Here is a 19,325-nt window from a genome sequence, read left to right as displayed (position 1 = left end):
CCGGCCCGGTCGGGAATTTCAACTGGCCAGTGCCAGCAGGCCGGCCACGTCCAGATGCCGCTCCACATGCGCGGCCAGCGCGTCAAGCGTGCTGTCCACGCCGGAGGCATAGGCCGTCTGCGACGGCTGCGCACCCAGCGCGGCCAGCCACGCGCGGCGAAACGCGTCATCCGCGAACATTCCGTGCAGATAGCTGCCTGTAACGCGCCCGTCGGCGGATGTGGCCCCCTCCGGGCGCCCGTCCAGCCGGGCAAAGGGGCGGGCGCAATCGGGGCCGGTGCTGCGGCCGATATGAATTTCGTAGCCTGTGAACGGCAGGTCCAGCGCGCAGTGCTGCGCGCGCGTTTCGGTCAGACGTTTATCATCGCCCATGACGGTGCGGATATTCAGCAGGCCAAGGCCCTGTGTGTCCCCCGGCGGTCCCTCGATCCCCATCGGGTCCGACACCGAGTGACCCAGCATCTGGTATCCGCCGCAGATGCCCAGAACGCGCCCGCCGCGCCGGTGATGCGCGATCAGGTCGATATCCCAGCCTTGGCTGCGCAGAAAATCCAGATCGCCGCGTGTCGATTTCGTGCCGGGCAGAATGACCAGATCCGCATCCGCCGGAATGGGCTGGCCGGGCGGCAGCATGGTGACGCGAACGTCCGGCTCTTGGCTGAGCGGATCGAGATCGTCAAAATTGGCGATGCGCGACAGGCGCAGGCAGACGATATGATGTCCCGCCGCACCCGGCGCGCTGGCGATATCCAGCGCATCCTCGGCGGGCAGGCGCCAGGCATCGGCGAACCATGGCGCCACGCCGTAACCGCGCCAGCCGGTCATGCGCGCGATCGCGGCATAACCATCATCGAACAGGGCGGGATCGCCGCGAAACTTGTTGATGACAAAGCCTTTTATCCGGCCCGCATCCGCTGCTGGCATCACCGCCTGCGTACCGACGATTTGCGCAATCACGCCGCCCCGGTCGATATCGCCGCACAATACCACCGGCACATCCGCCGCCTCGGCAAAGCCCATATTGGCGATGTCGCCGGGGCGCAGGTTAATCTCGGCCGGGCTGCCGGCACCCTCGACGATCACCAGATCATGCTGCGCGCGCAGTCGGTTGAAGCTGTCCAGCACCGCACCCATCAGCGTAGGCTTCAGCGCCGCGTAATCTGCGGCGCGGGTGGTGGTCAGCCGCTTGCCTTGCACCACCACCTGCGCGCCGCGCTCCGATTCGGGTTTCAGCAGAACGGGGTTCATATCGGTATGGGCTGCCAGCCCGCAGGCCATCGCCTGAAGCGCCTGCGCGCGGCCGATCTCGCCGCCGTCCGCCGTCACGGCGGCGTTGTTGGACATGTTTTGCGGCTTGAACGGCGCCACGGACAGCCCGCGCAGGCGCGCCGCGCGGCACAGTCCCGCCACCAGCATGGATTTGCCCACGTTCGAGCCTGTGCCCTGAACCATCAGCGCGCGCGCCATGTCGGCTACATCTCGATCCCGTTCTGCGCCTTGATGCCGTCGCGGAAGGGATGCTTGATCAGGGTCATCTCCGTGACCAGATCGGCGGCCTCGATCAGCTCGGGCTTGGCGTTGCGGCCCGTCAGGCACACATGCGTCATGTGGGGTTTCTGGTGCAGCAGGAAATCGACCACCTCGTCAATGTCCAGATAATCATAGCGCAGCGCGATGTTGATCTCGTCCAGCAGCACGAACCGGATGTCGGGGTCAAGGATCTGCTCCTGCGCGATCTTCCAGCCGTTTTGCGCGGCGGCAATATCGCGCTCGCGGTCCTGCGTTTCCCACGTAAACCCCTCGCCCGAGACGAAAAACCGGCACTCATCGGCATGACGTTCGCGCAGGAACGTCTTTTCGCCCGTCTCCCAGTTACCCTTGATGAACTGCACCACGGCGCAGGGCATTTTATGCGCGATGCAGCGCATGATCATACCGAAACCGGACGATGATTTGCCCTTGCCGGACCCGGTATGCACCATGATCAGGCCCTTTTCCTCGGTCTTGGTCTGCATCATCTTGTCGCGCGCGGCCTTGATCTTGCGCATCTTTTCGTTGTGGCGGGTGTTCAGGTCATCGGACATGGGGTTTCCTTCGGCTTGACAGGCTGTAGGGTTTGGGCGAAAGCTGCACGTGATGTTGGTGCCTGCCTCGGCAGGTGAAAAGGGAATGTGCAGCCGCGCGACGTCGCGGTCAAGCACAGCCGCCCCCGCGACCGTGACCGGAAAGGTTGATCACCGCCACTGGCAACCGCCGGGAAGGCCGATCAACCGCAGGGCCAAGCGCCCGAAATCCGCAAGCCGGGAGACCTGCCAGCACGCAAAGGACGAAACCGGACGGGGTGTGTCGGTGTCGGGGCGATTCCGGCTGTCGGTATCCTCTCGCCATTTCATGCCCGCGTCCCATGATATATGGGGCCGATGGCCATGAAAGATTGCGCTGACGCGCCTGCCGAATTGCTGGTCTGCATCAAATGCCGCCGCGGGCGCGCCGATACCGGCGTCGATGACCGCTGGCCGGGCCAGGTGCTGTTCGATGCGCTGGCCGCGCTGCCCCGGCCCGAGGGTGTGCGCCTGACGCCGGTGGAATGTCTGCAAAACTGCGATCACGGCTGCACCGTCGCGCTGCGCGGCGGCGCGCGCTGGACCTATGTGTTCGGCAATGTCGATGAGGTGGCAGGCGCCGCCACGATCATGGACGGCGCCGCGCAGTATCATGCGCAGCCCGATGGGCTGATCCCCTGGCGCGCGCGGCCCGAGCATTTCAAGCGTAACTGCGTTGCGCGTATTCCCCCACTGGAGGCTGAAAATGTCTGATCTGTCAAAACTTCCCGTCACCGTCATCACCGGCTTTCTCGGGTCGGGCAAAACCACGCTGGTGCGCCAGCTGATGCAGAATCCGGGCGGCAAGCGGCTGGCGGTGATCGTCAATGAATTCGGCGATGTGGGCGTCGATGGCGAGATCCTGAAATCCTGCGCGATCCCCGATTGCCCGGCAGAAAACATCATGGAGCTGGCCAATGGCTGCATCTGCTGCACCGTGGCCGATGATTTCATCCCCACGATCGAGGCGCTGATGGCGCTGGATCCGCGCCCCGATCACATCCTGATCGAAACGTCGGGCCTTGCGCTGCCCAAACCGCTGCTGAAGGCGTTCGACTGGCCCGACATCCGCTCGAAAATCACCGTGGACGGCGTGATCGCGCTGGCCGATGCCGAGGCCGTGGCGGCGGGCCGGTTTGCCACCGACGTCGCCCGCGTCGATGCGCAGCGGCTGGCCGATGACAGCATCGACCACGAAACGCCGCTATCGGAAGTGTTCGGCGACCAGATTTCATGCGCCGACATCATCCTGCTGACCAAGCCCGATCTGGCCGGACCGGAGGGCGTGGCCCGCGCCAAGGAAATCGTCGCCGCCGAATCCCCGCGCCCGATCCCGGTGATCGAAGTGGCCGAGGGCATGATCGACCCGCGCATCATTCTGGGGCTTGAGGCGGCCGCCGAGGATGACCTTGATGCGCGCCCGTCCCATCACGACGGCGCGGACGATCACGAGCATGACGATTTTGAAAGCATCGTCGTGGACATCCCCGAACTCGCCGATCCCGCCGATCTGGTCCGCGTCATCGAAGGGCTGGCGCGCGATCACAACATCCTGCGCATCAAGGGCCACGCCGCCGTGACCGGCAAACCGATGCGCCTGCTGGTGCAGGCCGTGGGCGCGCGGGTGCGTCACCAGTTCGACCGCCCGTGGGCGCCGAATGAGGCGCGGCAGGGCCGTCTGGTGGTGATCGCCGAGCATGACGACATCAACGCGGACGTGATCCGCGCCGCACTGGGCGCCGCGCGCGCGCAGGCCGCCGAGTAGCGCCATGCACGTCATCTTCCGCGAAAGTCACGGGCTGGACGAGGCCGACACGCCGATGGATCTTGGGCAGGATGCCGCCGATCTGGTGGTGCTGTCGCTGTCGGATTCCGACCTTGGCGCCTTTGCGGAAGGCTGGCACCGCGGCGGCGGGCCGGACGGGCGGATGCCGTCGCTGCGGCTGGCCAATATCGTGGCGCTGAAACATCCCCTGTCGGTCGATACCTATATCGAACAGACGCTGAGCGGCGCGCGCGGCATCCTGATCCGGCTGATCGGCGGCGTGCCCTACTGGCCCTACGGGCTGCAAAGCATCCGCGCGCTGGCGCAGCAAAAGGGCATCGCGCTGGCCGTTCTGCCCGCCGACGGGCGGCCCGATGCGCGGCTGGACGAAATCTCGACATTGCCCACGTCAACGCTGCGGCGGCTGGCGCATTTATGCGATGCGGGCGGCGCGGTGGCGGCGCAGGCCGCGCTGGCGCAGATGGCGCTGGCCGCGGGGCTCTATGCCGGGCCGGTGCGCGGCGCCAAATCGCTGCCCGCCGTCGGCGCCTGGACGCCGGAGGAGGGGGCCTGTTGCCCGGTTCTGGCGCTGGGGGCCGAAGACGCGCTGGCGGGCGCGCCGCGCATCGCGGTGGTGTTCTACCGGTCCTACCTTGTGGCTGCCGATCTGGCGCCCATCGCGGCGCTGTTTGCCGCCTTTCGCGCGCGCGGCTTTGACGTGATCGCGCTCTTTGCCCCGTCGCTGAAGGCACCCGAGGCGGCGGGCTGGCTGGCGCGGCAGGTGGCGCATCTGGCGCCTGCCGCCATCGTCAACGCCACCGCGTTCTCCGGCAAGGGGGCGGGCGGCGCGTCGCCGCTGGACGCAGGCGGCGTGCCGGTGTTTCAGGTGGCGCTGGCCACCTCCACCCGCAAGGCGTGGGCGGGGGCCGAGCGGGGGCTGTCGCCTGCCGATCTGGCGATGCATGTCGTCCTGCCCGAGGTGGACGGGCGCATCATGGGCGGCGTCGCCAGCTTCAAGGATCCGGGCAAAGAGGACGCGCATCTGCAATATTCGCGCTTTGCCCACCGCGCCGATACGGGCCGGATCGCGGCGATTGCGAGGCGCGTTCAGGGCTGGACCCGGCTGGCCGCGACCCCGCCCGCGCAGCGGCGCGTGGCGCTGATCCTGTCCACCTATCCCGGCAAGGACTGGAACATGGGCCACGCCGTCGGCCTTGACGCGCCGCAATCGGCGGGCGCGATCCTGAATGATCTGGGCGCTGCCGGATATGATATCGGTTCGGATGATGCGCCCTTGCAGGAGGCGCTTTCGGAGCGCAGCACCGCGTGGCCGCTGGCGGAGTACAAGGCGGCATTGGCGCATCTGCCCGAAGAATTGCGAAAAACGCTGGCCGACGTCTGGGGCGCGCCCGAGGATGACCCCGATTGCCAAGGCGGTGCCTTTCACTTCGCCGCCATCCAGCGCGGCACCGCATGGATCGCGCTACAGCCTGAACGGGATACGCCCAAGGGTCGCGAGGACAGCTATCACGACATGGCCCGCACGCCGCGCCATGCCTATGTGGCGTTCTATCTGTGGCTGCAAGGCCGCGCGGATGCCATGGTGCATATCGGCGCGCATGGCACGCTGGAATGGCTGCCGGGCAAATCGGTGGCCCTGTCGGAGACATGCTGGCCCGAGGTTCTGACCGGCGCGCTGCCGGTGATATACCCCTTCATCGTCAACGACCCCGGCGAGGCGGCGCAGGCCAAGCGGCGCATCGGCGCGGTCACGCTGGGCCATATCCCGCCGCCCCAGCGCGCCAGCGGCACGCCCGACCGTCTGGCCCGGCTTGAGGCGCTCTTGGACGAGTTTTCCAACGCCGACGGGCTGGACCCGCGCCGCCGAGACCGGCTGCAAGGCGATATCCGCGAGGAGGCGCAGGCGCAGGGGGTCGAGCAGGATCTGGGTCTGGACCTCGCGGCGTGTAGCGCCGAGGCGATCACCCGGATCGACCGTTTCGTTTGCGACATCAAGGAAAGCCAGTTCGGCGAGGGGCTGCATATCTGGGGCCGCGCGCCGCGCGCCGCGGCGCCGTTTGACACCGCTATTTCCGTCGCGGGCGAGCGGCAGGCGCTCTTGGATGCGCTGGACGGGCGGCGCATTGCGGCGGGGCCTTCGGGATCGCCCTACCGGGGGCGGCGCGATGTGCTGCCGACCGGGCGCAACCTCTATACCACCGATCCGCGCGCGGTGCCGACCCGCGCCGCGCACGCGCAAGGCATCCGGCTGGCGGCCGAGCTGACGCGCCGCCACCTGCAGGACGAGGGCGACTGGCCGCGCGGCGTGGTCGTCGATCTGTGGGGGTCGGCCACCATGCGCACAGCGGGCGAGGATTTCGCCATGGCGCTGCACCTTCTGGGGGTGCGGCCCGTCTGGGATGCCGGGTCCGAGCGGGTGTCGGGTATCGAGGTGCTGCCGCTGGCCGAGCTGGACCGCCCGCGCATCGACGTCACCTTGCGCGTCTCGGGCCTGTTTCGTGATGTGTTCCCGACCCTGTCGGCGCTGTTCGGGCAAGCCGTGCGCGCGCTTGCCGCGCGGGACGAGGCGCCCGAGTGGAACCCCTATGCCGGGCAGGCCGATCTGGCGCGCGTGTACGGCCCCGCGCCGGGGTCCTTCGGGCTGGGGATGGGCACCGCGCTGGACGACTATAGCGATGCGGGCCGCGCGCGCGCCGGGCAGGCATGGCTGAACGCCAGCGCATGGGCGCTGGACGGCGAGGCGGCCACACATGATGCGCCCGGCATTCGCGCCCGCGTCGCCGGTGCGGGCAGTTTCGTCCATGCGCAGGACCTGCCCGAAACCGATCTGCTGCTGGCGGGCGATTACGCCGCGCACGAGGCGGGCTTTGCCGCCGCGCAGGCCGTGACGGGCGGGCGCGCCGCGCTTTATCATCTGGACAACACCGACCCCGCGCGCCCCCGCGCCCGCGCGCTGCCCGAGGAAATCGGGCGCGTCGTGCGCGCCCGCGCCGCCAATCCCGGCTGGATCAATGGCATGAAGCAGCACGGGTTTCGCGGCGCCGCCGAAATCGCCGCCACGCTGGATCACATGGCCAGTTTCGCGCATCTGGCGGGCGCGGTGCCGCCGCATCTGTTCGACCTCTACCATGATGCCACGCTGGGCGATCCCGAAACCGATGCGTTCCTGCGCGATGCCAACCCCGACGCGCACCGCGCCATGCGCGCCCGCTTTGCCGCGCTGCTGGAGGCGGGGCTGTGGCAGACGCGGCGCAATTCGGTGATGGCGCAGCCGGGGGCGGGCGCATGAGCGGGGTCAAGGGCTGGTGCCCCGGCGCGCATCGCCCGATGATGGCCGCCGACGGTCTGGTGGTGCGCATCCGCCCGGCGCTGGCGCGGCTGAGCGCGCAGCAGGCTCTTAGCCTATGCGATCTGGCGCAGCGGTACGGGCAGGGCTATCTGGACCTGACCAGCCGGGCGAATGTGCAGATCCGCGGCGTGCCGCCGGGGGATCACGACGCGCTGCTGGCCGCGCTGGCGGGGCTGGGCCTGCTGGACACGGACCCGGCGCTGGAGGCGCGGCGCAATATTCTGGTGGCGCCGTTCTGGCAGGCGGGCGATGTGACGCACGGCCTATCGCTGGCGCTGCTGGACCGGCTGGGCGATCTGCCGGATCTGCCCGCCAAGGTCGGCTTTGCCGTCGATTGCGGGCCGCAGCCCTGCCTGGATGCCGCCAGCGCCGATATACGGATCGAGCGGAGCGCGCATGGCCTGATCCTGCGCGCGGATGGCGCGGCGGCCGGGCGCGCCGTGATCGAAGAAACCGCCCTTCCGGCGCTGATCGACATGGCCCACTGGCTGGCCGCGCGCATCACGTCCGAGCGGCGGCGGATGGCGCGCGTCCTTGCGCAGATGCCCTTGCCGCCCGAATGGTGCGATGCGCCCGCGCTGGCGCCCGCGCCCGCGCCCCGCATCGGCGCGCATCATGGCGGCGCGCTGATCGGCGCGGCGTTCGGGCATGTGGATGCCGCCGCCCTCTGCCGCGTGATCGCCGCGCAAGACTTGCCCGGCATCCGCCTGACACCGTGGCGGATGCTGCTGCTGGAGGGCGGCGCGCCACCGGGTGACGCGGCGTTTGTCACAGACGCGGACGATCCGCTGATGCGGGCCGATGCCTGCCCCGGCGCGCCCCTTTGCCCCTCGGCCAGTGTCGAGACGCGCGTCCTTGCGCGCGCCCTCGCGCCGCACATATCCGGCACGCTGCATGTGTCGGGCTGCGCCAAAGGCTGTGCGCGGCAGGCGCCTGCGGATGTGACGCTGATTGGCCGCGATGGCCGGTTTGACATGCTGCGGCGCGGCAGTGCTGGCGATACACCTGAGCGATGCGGGCGTCACCCCGATGACATTCTGGCCGAATTTGAGCATAACACATTGAGCAAAACACCATGATCCACACGTATGAGACGAACGGCGCCGCGATTTATGCGCAATCCTTTGCGATGATCCGCGCCGAGGCCGATCTGGCCCGCTTTGACGCAAGCGAGGAGCCGATTGCCGTGCGCATGATCCACGCCGCCGGCATGGTCGGGCTGGAGCGTCACATCCGCATGTCGCCCGGTTTTGCCACCGCCGCCCGCGCCGCGCTGGCCGCCGGTGCGCCGATCCTGTGCGACGCGCATATGGTCAGCGAAGGCGTGACGCGCACCCGCCTGCCAAAGGATAACCAGGTGATCTGCACCCTGCGCGATCCCGCCGTGCCGGGGCTGGCGGCGCAAATGTCCAACACCCGCTCTGCCGCCGCGCTGGAGCTGTGGCGCCCGCATCTGGAGGGCGCGCTGGTGGCGATCGGCAACGCGCCGACCGCGCTGTTTCACCTGCTGAACATGCTGGCGGACCCGGATTGTCCGCGCCCCGCGGCGATCATCGGCTGCCCCGTCGGGTTCGTCGGGGCGCGCGAAAGCAAGGACGCGCTGTGGGCCGCGCCGCCCGTGCCCTGCTGCATTGTCGAGGGGCGTCTGGGCGGCAGCGCCATCACCGTGGCCGCGATCAACGCCATCGCGAGCCGCGCGGAATGACCGGCCCCGCGGTGGCGCCCGGCACGATCCACGGCGTCGGCCTTGGCCCCGGCGACGCCGATCTGATGAGCGTGCGCGCCCACCGCCTGCTGGCCGGCGCGCGCCATATAGCCTATTTTCGCAAGGAAGGGCGGGCAGGCCGCGCGCGCGCCATTGTCGAGGAGCTGCTGCACCCCGATGCGGTGGAATACGCAATGGAATATCCCGTCACCACCGAAATCCCGCTGACCGATCCGGGCTATAACGCGGCGCTGTCGGCGTTCTACGAGGGCTGCACCGCGCATCTGCGCGATCTGGCGCGCGGCGGCGCCGATGTGGTGGTCTTGTGCGAGGGCGATCCGTTTTTCTACGGATCGTTCATGCATCTTTATCAGCGGCTGAAGGATGACGTGCCGGTCGCGGTGGTGCCTGCCATTACCGGCATGTCGGCGGCATGGACGGCGACGGGCCAGCCGGTCACATGGGGCGATGATGTGTTGTCCGTGCTGATGGCCACCTTGCCCGAGGATGATCTGGCGCGCCACATGGCCGCTGCCGATGCGCTGGTTGTGATGAAGATCGGGCGCAACATCGAAAAGGTGCGCCGCGCGCTGCGCAGCGCGGGCAAATATGACGCCGCATGGCTGGTCGAATATGCCAGCATGGAGGGGCAGACCGTACAACCGCTGGCCGGGGCAGAGGGGCGCGTGACGCCTTATTTTTCCATCGTGATCGTGCATGGGCAGGGACGGCGGCCATGACCGGATCGCTGGTCATTGCCGGGCTGGGGCCGGGCGCGGATGCAATGGAGACGCCCGAGGTGCGCGGCGCGCTGGACCGCGCCACCGATATCGTCGGCTATATCCCTTATGTCGCGCGGGTGGCGCCGCGCCCCGGTCTGGTGCTGCATCCCAGCGACAACCGGGTCGAGCTGGACCGCGCCCGCCACGCGCTGCAAATGGCCTGCGACGGGCGCCATGTTGTCATCGTCTCGTCCGGCGATCCGGGGGTTTTCGCCATGGCCTCGGCGGTGTTCGAGGCGGTGGAGGCCGGCCCGCCGCACTGGCGCGATCTGGATATCGCCGTGCTGCCCGGCATCACCGCCATGCTGGCGGCGGCGGCGCGGGCGGGTGCGCCGCTGGGGCATGATTTCTGCGCGATCAACCTCAGCGACAATCTGAAACCCTGGGCGCTGATCGAAAAGCGGTTGCGGCTGGCGGCTGAGGCCGATTTTGCGATGGCCTTTTACAACCCCCGCTCGCGCGCGCGGCCCGAAGGGTTCGCCCGCGTTCTGGCCGTGCTGAACGAGGCATGCGGTGACGCGCGCCCCGTCATCTTTGCCCGCGCCGTCAGCACCCCGGAAGAGTCGCTTCGCGTCATTGCGCTGCCCGATGCGCGCCCTGATATGGCCGATATGCGCACCGTTGTTCTGGTTGGCAATTCGGCAACGCGGATCATCGCGCGGGATGGCGCGCCGTTTGTCTATACGCCGCGCGCGGTGCCCGAATGACGCAACCAGTCCAGCACTTCGGCAGGGCTGTGCGCCTCGGCGCGCGGCGGGATCGCGGGGCGGTCTATCATCAGCACCGGCAGGCCCAGCTGGCGGGCGGCGGTAATCTTGGCCGCCGCGCCGGTGCCGCCGGAATTCTTGGACACCACCAGATCAATCCGGTGGCGCCGCATCAGCGCCAGATCGCCCGCCACGCTGAACGGGCCGCGGTCCTGCACGATGGTGCACTCGGGCAGGGGCAGGGGCGTATCCGGTGCATCAATCAGGCGCAGCAGGTAGAAATGCTGCGGATTTGGCGCAAATTCGGCCAGATGCATCCGCCCCACCGCCAGCATGACGCGCAGGGCAGGGCGGTCCAGCGCCGCCACCGCGCCCGCGATATCGGGCACATGGGTCCAGTCGTCGCCCGGCCCGGCCTGCCATGGCGCGCGTGTCAGCGCGATCAGCGGCACATTTGCGGCGGTGCACGCGGCCACGGCATTGGCGCTCATCCGCGCGGCAAAGGGATGGGTGGCGTCGATCACGTGGCTGATGCGCTGCGCGGCCAGATACGCGGCCAGCCCGGCCGCACCGCCAAACCCGCCGACACGCTGCGGCAGCGGCTGGCGCACCGGGCGCCGCACCCGTCCGGCAAAGGACACTGTGCCGGAAATCCCTGCCGCGTCCAGCGCCGCGCACAGCGCGGTTGCCTCGGTCGTGCCGCCCAGAATGAGGGGGTTCAGGTGCATGTCTGACGCTCCGTGGTTGACCATCGTTGGCATTGGCGAGGATGCACCGGCGGGCCTGCCCCCCGCAAGCCGCGCCGCGCTGGAGGCGGCGGAAATCGTGATGGGCGCGCCGCGGCATCTGGCGCTGCTGCCGCCGCTGGGAGCGGATCTGGTGGAATGGCCGGTGCCCTTTGCGGATGGTATCGCGCGGCTGCTGGCGCTGCGCGGGCGGCGGGTGGTCATGCTGGCCTCGGGCGATCCGTTCTGGTTCGGGGCGGGCACCAGCATCGCGCGCCATCTGCGCGCCGGGGAATGGACGGCGCTGCCCGGCCCGTCGACCTTTTCGCTGGTGGCGGCGCGGATGGGCTGGCCGCTGGAGCATACGGCGTGCCACGGCCTGCATGCCGCGCCGCTGGCCCGGCTGCGCCCTGCGCTGGCGGCAGGGGGGCGCATGATCGTGCTGCTGCGCGATGGCGATGCGGTGCGGGGACTGGCCGAGTATCTGCGCGATGCGGGTTTCGGCGCGTCGCGGGTGACGGTGTTTGAATCCGTGGGCGGCCCGGCTGAGCGGCGCAGCGACGGCGCGGCCGGCGCTATGCCGGACGCCGCATTTGCGCATCCCGTCTGCGCCGCCGTTCAGGTCAAAGGCGATGGCGCGGCGCTGCCGCTGGCCAGTGGCCGACCTGACGCATGGTTCGAAAGCGACGGGCAGATGACCAAGCGGCCCGTGCGCGCGCTGACCCTGTCGGCACTGGCGCCCTGTCCGGGGCAGCATCTGTGGGATATCGGCGGCGGCTCCGGCTCGATCGGCATCGAATGGCTGCTGGCCCATCCCACAATGCGCGCCACCACGGTCGAGCCGCGCGAGGATCGCGCGGCGCAGATTTTGCAGAACGCGGCGCGGCTAGGGATGGACCGGCTGAAGGTGGTGCAGGGCGCAGCGCCAGAGGCGCTGGCGGGGCTGGCGCCGCCCGATGCGGTATTCATCGGCGGCGGGCTATCGCAGGAGCTGCTGGACTGGCTGGCCGCGCATCTGGCCCCCGGCACGCGCATCGTCGCCAATGCCGTCACGCTGGAATCCGAGGCGCTTCTGACCCGCGCGCAGGCGCGGCTGGGCGGTGATCTGCTGCGGATCGAATTGGCGCAGGCGGCGCCGCTAGGGGGCAGGACCGGCTGGAGGGCCAGCTATCCGGTGGTGCAGTGGAGCGCGGTTTCATGATTGTTGCGGGCTTCGGATTTCGCACAGGTGCCGACGCGGCCAGCCTGCGCGCGGCGCTGGCCGCCTGCGGCGCGGCGCCTGATCTGCTGGCAACGGCAGCGGGCAAAGAGAACAGCGCGGGATTGCGAGGTTTGGCCGGGGAACTGGGCGTGCCGATCCATGCCGTGCCGCCTGCGTTATTGAAGGCGCAGGAAACCTGCACCCATTCCCCCGCATCACAAGCCGCCCACGGCACCGGCAGCGTGGCCGAGGCGGCGGCGCTGGCAGCGGCCGGCCACGGCGCGCGACTGATCGCGGCGCGGCAGATTTCACCCGATCGCATGGCCACCTGCGCCATGGCAGAAGGAGACGGACCATGACCATTCACTTCATCGGCGCAGGCCCCGGCGCGCCGGACCTGTTGACGCTGCGGGGGCGCGATCTGATCGCGGCCTGCCCGGTGTGCCTTTATGCCGGATCGCTGGTGCCGGAGGAGATCCTGCGCCACTGCCCTGAGGGCGCGCATATCATCAACACCGCGCCGATGGATCTGGACGCGATCATCGCCGAAATGCAGCGCGCGCATGAGGCCGGTCAGGACGTTGCGCGGCTCCATTCCGGTGATCTGTCGGTCTGGTCCGCGATGGGCGAGCAGATGCGCCGCCTGCGCGATCTGGATATTCCGGTGACTGTCACGCCGGGCGTGCCGTCCTTTGCCGCCGCCGCCGCGTCGCTGGGCGCCGAGCTGACGCTGCCGGGGCTGGCGCAATCGGTGGTACTGACGCGCACGCCGGGGCGCGCGTCCTCGATGCCGGAGGGCGAGACGCTGGCGAATTTCGCCGCGACAGGGGCCACGCTGGCGATCCACCTGTCGATCCAGAATCTGGATCATGTGACGGCGGCCCTGACGCCCGCCTATGGCGCCGATTGCCCGGTCGCCATCGTGTTCCGGGCCTCATGGCCCGATGAGCGGATCATTCGCGGCACGCTGGCCGATATCGCCGGGCGGATGGACGCGGGGATCACCCGCACCGCGCTGATCCTTGTCGGGCCTGCGCTGGGTGGCGAGGGGTTCGACGAAAGCTGCCTTTATGCCAGGGATTACGACCGCCGCTACCGCCCGCAAAGCGCGGGCAGCCCTTGGGCAGATTGGAGTGACAAGGATGAATAATGCACCGGGGATCATGATTTCGGCGCCCTCCTCGGGGACCGGCAAGACCACCGTTATGCTGGGCCTTCTGCGGGCGCTGGCCGAGGACGGGATGCGCGTGCAGCCGTTCAAATCGGGGCCCGATTACATCGACCCGGCCTTTCATCTGGCCGCTGCGGGGCGCGCGTCCTTCAACCTTGACACCTGGGCGATGGGCGAGGGGCTGCTGAGCGCCATTGCGGCGCAGGCGAAAGGCGCGGAAATCTGCGTCGCCGAGGGGTCGATGGGCCTTTATGACGGGGTCGCCACGCGCGGGCAGAGCGGTTTTGGCACCAGTGCCGAGACGGCGCAGCGTATGGGCTGGCCTGTGGTGCTGGTGGTCGATGTCAGCGGACAGGCGCAATCGGCGGCGGCGGCGGCGCTGGGGTTTCGGATGTATAACCCCGATCTACCCTTTGCGGGCGTGATCCTGAACCGCGTCGCATCGCCCCGGCATGAACGCCTGACGGCGCTGGGCATGGAAAAGGCAGGGCTGAAGGTGCTGGGCGCGCTGCCCCGGCGCGGTGATCTGACCCTGCCGGAGCGGCATCTGGGCCTGATACAGGCGGTCGAGCATCCCGATCTGGAGGCCGCCATCGCCGGCTATGCGGCGTTCCTGCGGACACATGTCGATCTGGAGGCGATCAAGGCGGCGGCGCGTGGCAAGCCTCTGGCGCAGGGCGGCGCGCTGCCTGCGCCGCCCGCGCAGCGGATCGCGCTGGCGCAGGATGCGGCGTTTTCGTTCACCTATCCGCATCTGGTGGAGGGCTGGCGCGCGGCGGGCGCCGAGGTGCTGCCGTTCTCGCCGCTGGCCGATGAGGCGCCGGACGCCACCGCCGATCTGGTTTGGCTGCCCGGCGGTTACCCCGAACTGCACGCAGGCCGTTTGGCGGCGGCGGATACATTCCGCGCCGGGCTGCGGCGCCATGCCGAAACGCGGCCCGTGCATGGCGAATGCGGCGGCTACATGGCGCTGGGCGCGGGGCTGATCGACAAGGAAGGGCAGCGCCACGCGATGGCCGGGCTGCTGGGCCTTGTGACCAGCTATGAGAAACGCAAGTTTCATCTGGGCTATCGGCAGGCAGAACTGCGAGCGCCGATGCCGGCGCATGCGCCGGGCGCGCGGCTGCGCGGGCATGAGTACCATTATTCGACCATTCTGGAGCAGCCCGATGCGCCGCTGGCCAAGGTGGCCGATGCCGATGGCAACGCGGTGCCTGAAACCGGATCGCTGCGCGGCAACGTCACCGGCACGTTTTTTCATCTGATCACGGGGCAGGAGGCATGAGCGGCTTCGTCAGCTTTGTCGGGTCCGGCCCAGGCGACCCGGAGCTGTTGACGCTGAAGGCGGTGGACCGTCTGCGCCGCGCCGATGCGGTGCTGTTTGACGATCTGTCGTCAGGCCCGATACTGGGCCATGCGCGCAGCGGTGCGGACCTGATCGGCGTGGGCAAACGCGCCGGGCGCGCATCGCCGCGCCAGCATCACGTCAGTCGTCTTCTGGTTGAGTATGCGCAGAGCAATCAGCGCATTGTGCGGCTGAAATCCGGCGATAGCGGCCTCTTTGGCCGGCTGGAGGAGGAGCTGATCGCACTGCGCGAGGCGGGCATCCCCTACGAGATCATTCCCGGCGTGCCATCGGCCATTGCCGCCGCTGCCGCCGCCGGTATTCCGCTGACCCGGCGGCTGAGCGCGCGGCGGGTGCAGTTCGTCACCGGGCATGACATCAGCGGCCAGCTGCCCGAGGATATGAACCTGCTCGCGCTGGCTGATCCCATGGCGTCAACCGTTGTTTTCATGGGCAAACGCACGTTTCCCAAGCTGTACGAGGCGCTGCATGCCCATGGCCTGCCCGGTGATACGCCCGCGCTGCTGGCCGAGGATGTGAGCGGCCCGCATCAGCGCCTGACGCGCCTGACGGTTGCCGATCTGGCCGATCATCTGCGCGCGGGAATCGGCGATGCGCCTGCCCTAATTCTCTACGGCCCACTGGCCGAGGGGTGAAGAATCCTTTGCGCGCCGCGGCTGTTTGACGTAGCGTCGGGATACGGTGCCACATCTGTGGCTTCAAAGGGAATCGGGTGAAAGACCCGGACTGCCCCCGCAACTGTAAGCGGTGAGCGCAAAGGCAAAACCACTGGCCAAACGGCTGGGAAGGGCCCGCGCGCATTGACCCGCAAGTCAGGAGACCTGCCGTGAAACCGAAGGCCGTTCGTGCCTTCATCATAACTGGCGTCGCCGGAGGGGCGACTTAACAAGGGACTATACTCATGCATATCGAACCTGGCGTCGTTGACGGCGCCAAGATGGTGTTTGCCTATGGCACCGCCGCAGCCGCTGCCGGCTATTCCGTCAAGCTGATCGTGGATGATCTGGCGGGGCATAATATCGCCTCCTTTGCCGTGCGTACCGTGCTGGCCACGATCGGCGTTTTCATCTTCTTTGAACTGCTGCCGCATTTTGCCGTCGGCGTGTCCGAGGTGCATTTCATCCTTGGCACGACGCTGTTTTTGCTACTGGGTGCGGCCCCGTCCGCCATCGGGTTGGCGGCGGGCCTGCTGATTCAGGGCATGTTCTTTGCGCCCAGCGACATGCCGATGTTCTTTGTCAATGTCACAACGCTGCTGGTGCCGCTCTTTGCCATCGACGCGCTGGCGCGGCGCATCATTCCGCAGGACCGGGCCTATGTCGATCTGGCCTATGCGGATGTGTTCAAGCTGTCGGTCGCCTATCAGGGCGGCGTGGTTGCCTGGGTCGCGTTCTGGGCGTTCTATGGTCAGGGCTTTGGCGCGGACAATCTGAACGCGGTCTGGACATTTGGCGCGGCCTACATGCTGGTCGTGGTGATCGAGCCGATTGCCGATCTGGCTGTCCTGGCGGGTGCCAAGGCGCTGCGCGGCGGCGGTCTCCGCGGGTTGTTCACGCACCGTTTGTATCACGCAAGCTGATCGCGGCACTGTTCCGGGCCCGATATCGGGCCCGGACATTCAGGCAGGAATTTCAGTGATGCAGGATCTGTGGTTGATCGGGATCGGCACGGGCAGCCCCGTCCATGTGACGGGCGAGGGGATGCAGGCGCTGCGCGATGCCGCAACGATCCTTGTGCCGCAAAAGGGCGCGGGCAAGGATGATCTGGCCGAGTTGCGCCGCCGGATCATTGCAGCCAGCGGCACCACTGCGCGGATCGTTCCGTTTGACTATCCGGTGCGCGATCCCGGCCTGCCATATCTGGAGCGCGTGGACGCTTGGCACGACCAGATTGCCGAACGCTGGCACGCGGCGATGGGCAAAGGTGGCTCTGCCGGGCCTGTCGCGCTTTTGGTGTGGGGCGATCCCTCCCTTTACGACAGCACCTTGCGCATTGCGGCGCGCCTGCCCGTGCCGCCGCGCATCCGCGTTGTGCCGGGGATCACCGCCATTCAGGCGCTGACGGCGGCCCACGCCATTCCGCTGAACACCGTGAACGGCCCCGTTCAGATCACGACCGGCCGCCGCCTGCGCGATCACGGCTGGCCGATGGGCGCCGAAACTGTCGCGGTCATGCTGGACGGCGAATGCAGCTTTCGCAGGCTGGACCCGGCGGGCGTCACCATCTGGTGGGGGGCCTTTCTGGGCATGCCCCAGCAGGTGCTTTATGACGGCCCGCTGGCCGATGCAGCGCAGCCCATCGAGGCAATCCGCACCGCGGCGCGCGCCCGGCATGGCTGGATCATGGACACCTATCTGCTGCGCAAGGCGTAAGATGCGCGCCTGACCCCGAAGCGGCGCTGCATGACCCCTGCATGTTCAGCAGGGCGAAAAAGCGGCGCATCCAATGGGACAGTGCCGCACCCCAAATCACCTGCACTGCAAATGCGCCAAGTGTCGCCGCGCGTCACAAATAACCGCCGGGCTGCCGATTTTCCGGAACCTGCCGGGATATACCGCATTGCAATAGGGACGGAATAAAAGCCTAGTTCACTATTGGCGCGCGTAACAAGGCAGGGACAGACCCACATGCAACGTTCACAGTCACTCAAGTCGATCTTTCGCAGCGATGAAAACTGCTGGCGCGTGGCACGGGCGGACAAGATGGCGCTGATCGTCGATGCGGCGGATTACTTTCGCGTGCTGCGCAAGATCATCCTGAACGTCAAGCACGAGCTGTTGCTGATCGGCTGGGATTTCGACTTTGAAATCGAAATGCTGCCCGGCGACAGTGACGAGGACGGGCTGGCCCCTGATGGGTTTCCCAACCAGCTGGGCGCGTTTCTTGAGGCGGCGGTCGAGCGGGCGCCGGATCTGAACGTGTATCTGCTCAAGTGGAACGGCGCGGCTCTGGCCGCGCCGGGACGCTGGGTGCCGACCATCGCGCTCAGCGTTTTCGGCTCCGACCGCATTCACTTCGCGCTCGACGGGCATCATCCGTTTGGCGCGTGCCATCACCAGAAGATCGTCGTCGCCGATGACAAGCTGGCCTTTTGCGGCGGGATCGACGCCACCGAGGATCGCTGGGATACGTCCGAACATCTGCCCAGTGACCCGCGCCGCGTGCGCAAGGATGGCTCCCCGTCCGAGCCGTGGCATGACGCAACGTCCGCGCTGACCGGACCCGCTGCGACCGCGCTGGCCGAGCTGTCGCGCATGCGCTGGCAGCGCGCTACGGGCGACACGCTGGAGCGTCCGGACAGAAAGGCCGAGGATATTTGGCCCGATGATCTGGGCGTCGATGCCACCGATGTGGACGTCGCCATCGCCCGGACCGAGCCGCCCTATGACGGCGCGCCGCTCATCAACGAGATTGAGCACCTTTATATTGACAGTATCAAGGCAGCTGAGCACGCGATTTACATCGAATCGCAATACTTTGCGTCAGAAACTGTTTGCGCCGCGCTGGAAGCCCGGCTGCGCGAGCAGGGCGGTCCCGAGATCATCGTGATCAATCCCAAGGCGGCCCTGTCGCAATTTGAAGATGACGCCATGCATGTCTTGCGGGCCCGCATGATCGACAGCCTTCGCGCCGCCGATCACGAGGACCGCTTTCGCATCTATTACCCCGTCACCTCCGAAGGTGATCCGATTTATGTCCACGCCAAGATCATGATCGCCGACGCCAGCGTGCTGCGCATCGGGTCCAGCAACCTGAACGACAGATCCATGGGGTTTGACACCGAATGCGATGTCGCCATCGAGGGGCCAGAGGCATTGATCACCGCCTTCCGGGTGCGGCTGTTGTCCGAGCATCTGGGCGTTGAGGAACAGGTTTTTAATGACAAGTTGCAAGAAGAAGGCTCGCTGATCGGGGCCATCTACAGGCTGAACACCGGACAGGGCCGGGGCTTGCGCCCCATTGATCCGCGCGCGCCCGGCATCATCGGCGGGTTTCTGGCCGATACCCGCCTGCTTGATCCGCGCTATCATCCCGGCGAGGTGTCGACCTCGGGGCAGGGGGTGCGGCCGCGCCACCTGACCCTCATCGCCGGCGTTGCCGCGCTTGGCGGTCTGGCCTACCTTGCGTGGCGCAGATGGGATGGCGGCGGGCGCGGCTGACGGGCGACCGGGGTGTTTCAACAACTGACATCTGCCACATAAACTTTCCGCAATGAATTTCAGGCATGGGTAATTCATTATTGAAATCAATAACTTGCAAGATCGTGATTTTGGAGGATGCACCAAACGGTCCGCTTTTGCCATAGATGTCAATGAGCGTTTAAAACTGACCCCGTTTCAGCGTTTAATTTTGACCCACCTCTGGAGTGACAAAGCCCCCAGGCGGACCGCCCTCATATAGCGAGTCCGTCTGGGGGCTTTGCTTGCGACG

The 19,325-nt window shown here is 67.7% G+C and carries 18 protein-coding genes and 2 riboswitches; of the genes, 15 read left to right on the top strand and 3 right to left on the bottom strand.

The window, feature by feature from the left end; all coding sequences use genetic code 11:
* Nucleotides 1-18: 18 nt before the first annotated feature.
* Complete coding sequence (locus tag DQ230_RS11120; protein ID WP_113912677.1) at nucleotides 19-1,467, bottom strand: cobyric acid synthase; 1,449 nt, start codon at nucleotides 1,465-1,467, stop codon at nucleotides 19-21.
* Nucleotides 1,468-1,472: 5 nt separating this feature from the next.
* Entirely contained in the window at nucleotides 1,473-2,084 is a 612-nt protein-coding gene (gene cobO / locus DQ230_RS11115) for a cob(I)yrinic acid a,c-diamide adenosyltransferase (RefSeq protein WP_113912675.1), read from the bottom strand.
* Nucleotides 2,085-2,123: 39 nt separating this feature from the next.
* Nucleotides 2,124-2,331: riboswitch (cobalamin riboswitch) on the top strand.
* Between the two features lie 95 nt (nucleotides 2,332-2,426).
* On the opposite strand from cobO, the gene DQ230_RS11110 reads away from it, so the two are divergent.
* From DQ230_RS11110 to cobJ, 7 genes are read left to right on the top strand one after another with little or no spacing between them, the layout of a single operon-like run.
* A complete protein-coding gene (locus tag DQ230_RS11110) occupies nucleotides 2,427-2,816 on the top strand; it encodes a DUF1636 domain-containing protein (RefSeq protein ID WP_113912760.1) in 390 nt (129 codons plus the stop codon).
* Nucleotides 2,809-3,867, top strand: a complete 1,059-nt coding sequence (gene cobW / locus DQ230_RS11105; RefSeq protein WP_113912673.1) for a cobalamin biosynthesis protein CobW — start codon at nucleotides 2,809-2,811, stop codon at nucleotides 3,865-3,867. The genes DQ230_RS11110 and cobW overlap by 8 nt, the downstream gene beginning before the upstream one ends.
* 4 nt (nucleotides 3,868-3,871) lie before the next feature.
* Nucleotides 3,872-7,177 (top strand): cobaltochelatase subunit CobN, encoded by a 3,306-nt coding sequence (gene cobN / locus DQ230_RS11100; protein WP_113912672.1) that lies wholly within the window; start codon nucleotides 3,872-3,874, stop codon nucleotides 7,175-7,177.
* Complete coding sequence (locus DQ230_RS11095; RefSeq protein ID WP_113912759.1) at nucleotides 7,174-8,316, top strand: cobalamin biosynthesis protein CobG; 1,143 nt, start codon at nucleotides 7,174-7,176, stop codon at nucleotides 8,314-8,316. Before cobN ends, DQ230_RS11095 begins: the two co-directional genes overlap by 4 nt.
* Nucleotides 8,313-8,942 (top strand): precorrin-8X methylmutase, encoded by a 630-nt coding sequence (locus tag DQ230_RS11090; protein ID WP_113912670.1) that lies wholly within the window; start codon nucleotides 8,313-8,315, stop codon nucleotides 8,940-8,942. Before DQ230_RS11095 ends, DQ230_RS11090 begins: the two co-directional genes overlap by 4 nt.
* Nucleotides 8,939-9,682, top strand: coding sequence for a precorrin-2 C(20)-methyltransferase (cobI, locus tag DQ230_RS11085; RefSeq protein WP_113912668.1), 744 nt, complete (start codon nucleotides 8,939-8,941; stop codon nucleotides 9,680-9,682). Before DQ230_RS11090 ends, cobI begins: the two co-directional genes overlap by 4 nt.
* Nucleotides 9,679-10,431, top strand: a complete 753-nt coding sequence (cobJ, locus tag DQ230_RS11080) for a precorrin-3B C(17)-methyltransferase (protein ID WP_113912667.1) — start codon at nucleotides 9,679-9,681, stop codon at nucleotides 10,429-10,431. The genes cobI and cobJ overlap by 4 nt, the downstream gene beginning before the upstream one ends.
* On the opposite strand, the gene DQ230_RS11075 is transcribed toward cobJ, so the two are convergent.
* On the bottom strand, nucleotides 10,404-11,159 hold the full coding sequence (locus DQ230_RS11075) for a cobalt-precorrin-6A reductase (protein WP_113912666.1): 756 nt from the start codon (nucleotides 11,157-11,159) through the stop codon (nucleotides 10,404-10,406). The genes cobJ and DQ230_RS11075 overlap by 28 nt on opposite strands.
* Here DQ230_RS11075 and cbiE point away from each other — a divergent pair.
* The 8 genes from cbiE to DQ230_RS11035 all read left to right on the top strand — a co-directional run bounded on the left by cbiE (nucleotide 11,158) and on the right by DQ230_RS11035 (nucleotide 19,054).
* Nucleotides 11,158-12,357: a precorrin-6y C5,15-methyltransferase (decarboxylating) subunit CbiE gene (cbiE, locus tag DQ230_RS11070; RefSeq protein WP_113912664.1), complete on the top strand. Its 1,200-nt coding sequence runs from the start codon at nucleotides 11,158-11,160 to the stop codon at nucleotides 12,355-12,357. The genes DQ230_RS11075 and cbiE overlap by 2 nt on opposite strands.
* Nucleotides 12,354-12,716: a cobalamin biosynthesis protein gene (locus DQ230_RS11065; protein WP_113912758.1), complete on the top strand. Its 363-nt coding sequence runs from the start codon at nucleotides 12,354-12,356 to the stop codon at nucleotides 12,714-12,716. The genes cbiE and DQ230_RS11065 overlap by 4 nt, the downstream gene beginning before the upstream one ends.
* Complete coding sequence (gene cobM / locus DQ230_RS11060) at nucleotides 12,713-13,507, top strand: precorrin-4 C(11)-methyltransferase (protein WP_113912663.1); 795 nt, start codon at nucleotides 12,713-12,715, stop codon at nucleotides 13,505-13,507. Before DQ230_RS11065 ends, cobM begins: the two co-directional genes overlap by 4 nt.
* The gene (locus DQ230_RS11055; protein ID WP_113912662.1) at nucleotides 13,500-14,813 is read left to right on the top strand and encodes a cobyrinic acid a,c-diamide synthase CobB; all 1,314 of its coding nucleotides are present in this window, start codon (nucleotides 13,500-13,502) and stop codon (nucleotides 14,811-14,813) included. Before cobM ends, DQ230_RS11055 begins: the two co-directional genes overlap by 8 nt.
* Nucleotides 14,810-15,529, top strand: coding sequence for a uroporphyrinogen-III C-methyltransferase (gene cobA / locus DQ230_RS11050; protein WP_113912661.1), 720 nt, complete (start codon nucleotides 14,810-14,812; stop codon nucleotides 15,527-15,529). The genes DQ230_RS11055 and cobA overlap by 4 nt, the downstream gene beginning before the upstream one ends.
* Nucleotides 15,530-15,557: 28 nt before the next feature.
* Nucleotides 15,558-15,737: riboswitch (cobalamin riboswitch) on the top strand.
* A 58-nt stretch (nucleotides 15,738-15,795) separates the two neighbouring features.
* Complete coding sequence (locus tag DQ230_RS11045; protein WP_113912660.1) at nucleotides 15,796-16,473, top strand: energy-coupling factor ABC transporter permease; 678 nt, start codon at nucleotides 15,796-15,798, stop codon at nucleotides 16,471-16,473.
* A 58-nt stretch (nucleotides 16,474-16,531) separates the two neighbouring features.
* Nucleotides 16,532-17,266 carry a precorrin-6A synthase (deacetylating) gene (gene cobF / locus DQ230_RS11040; protein WP_113912659.1) on the top strand — a complete coding sequence of 245 codons (735 nt, stop codon included), beginning with the start codon at nucleotides 16,532-16,534 and terminating at the stop codon, nucleotides 17,264-17,266.
* 255 nt (nucleotides 17,267-17,521) lie between these two features.
* Nucleotides 17,522-19,054, top strand: a complete 1,533-nt coding sequence (locus DQ230_RS11035) for a phospholipase D-like domain-containing protein (RefSeq protein WP_113912658.1) — start codon at nucleotides 17,522-17,524, stop codon at nucleotides 19,052-19,054.
* Nucleotides 19,055-19,325: the final 271 nt, after the last annotated feature.

This window comes from Roseovarius dicentrarchi (assembly GCF_003316635.1).
Taxonomy (GTDB): Bacteria; Pseudomonadota; Alphaproteobacteria; order Rhodobacterales; family Rhodobacteraceae; genus Roseovarius; species Roseovarius dicentrarchi.
The sequence above is the reverse complement of the archived record's forward strand: the minus strand, read 5'-3'. Positions and strand labels throughout refer to the sequence as shown.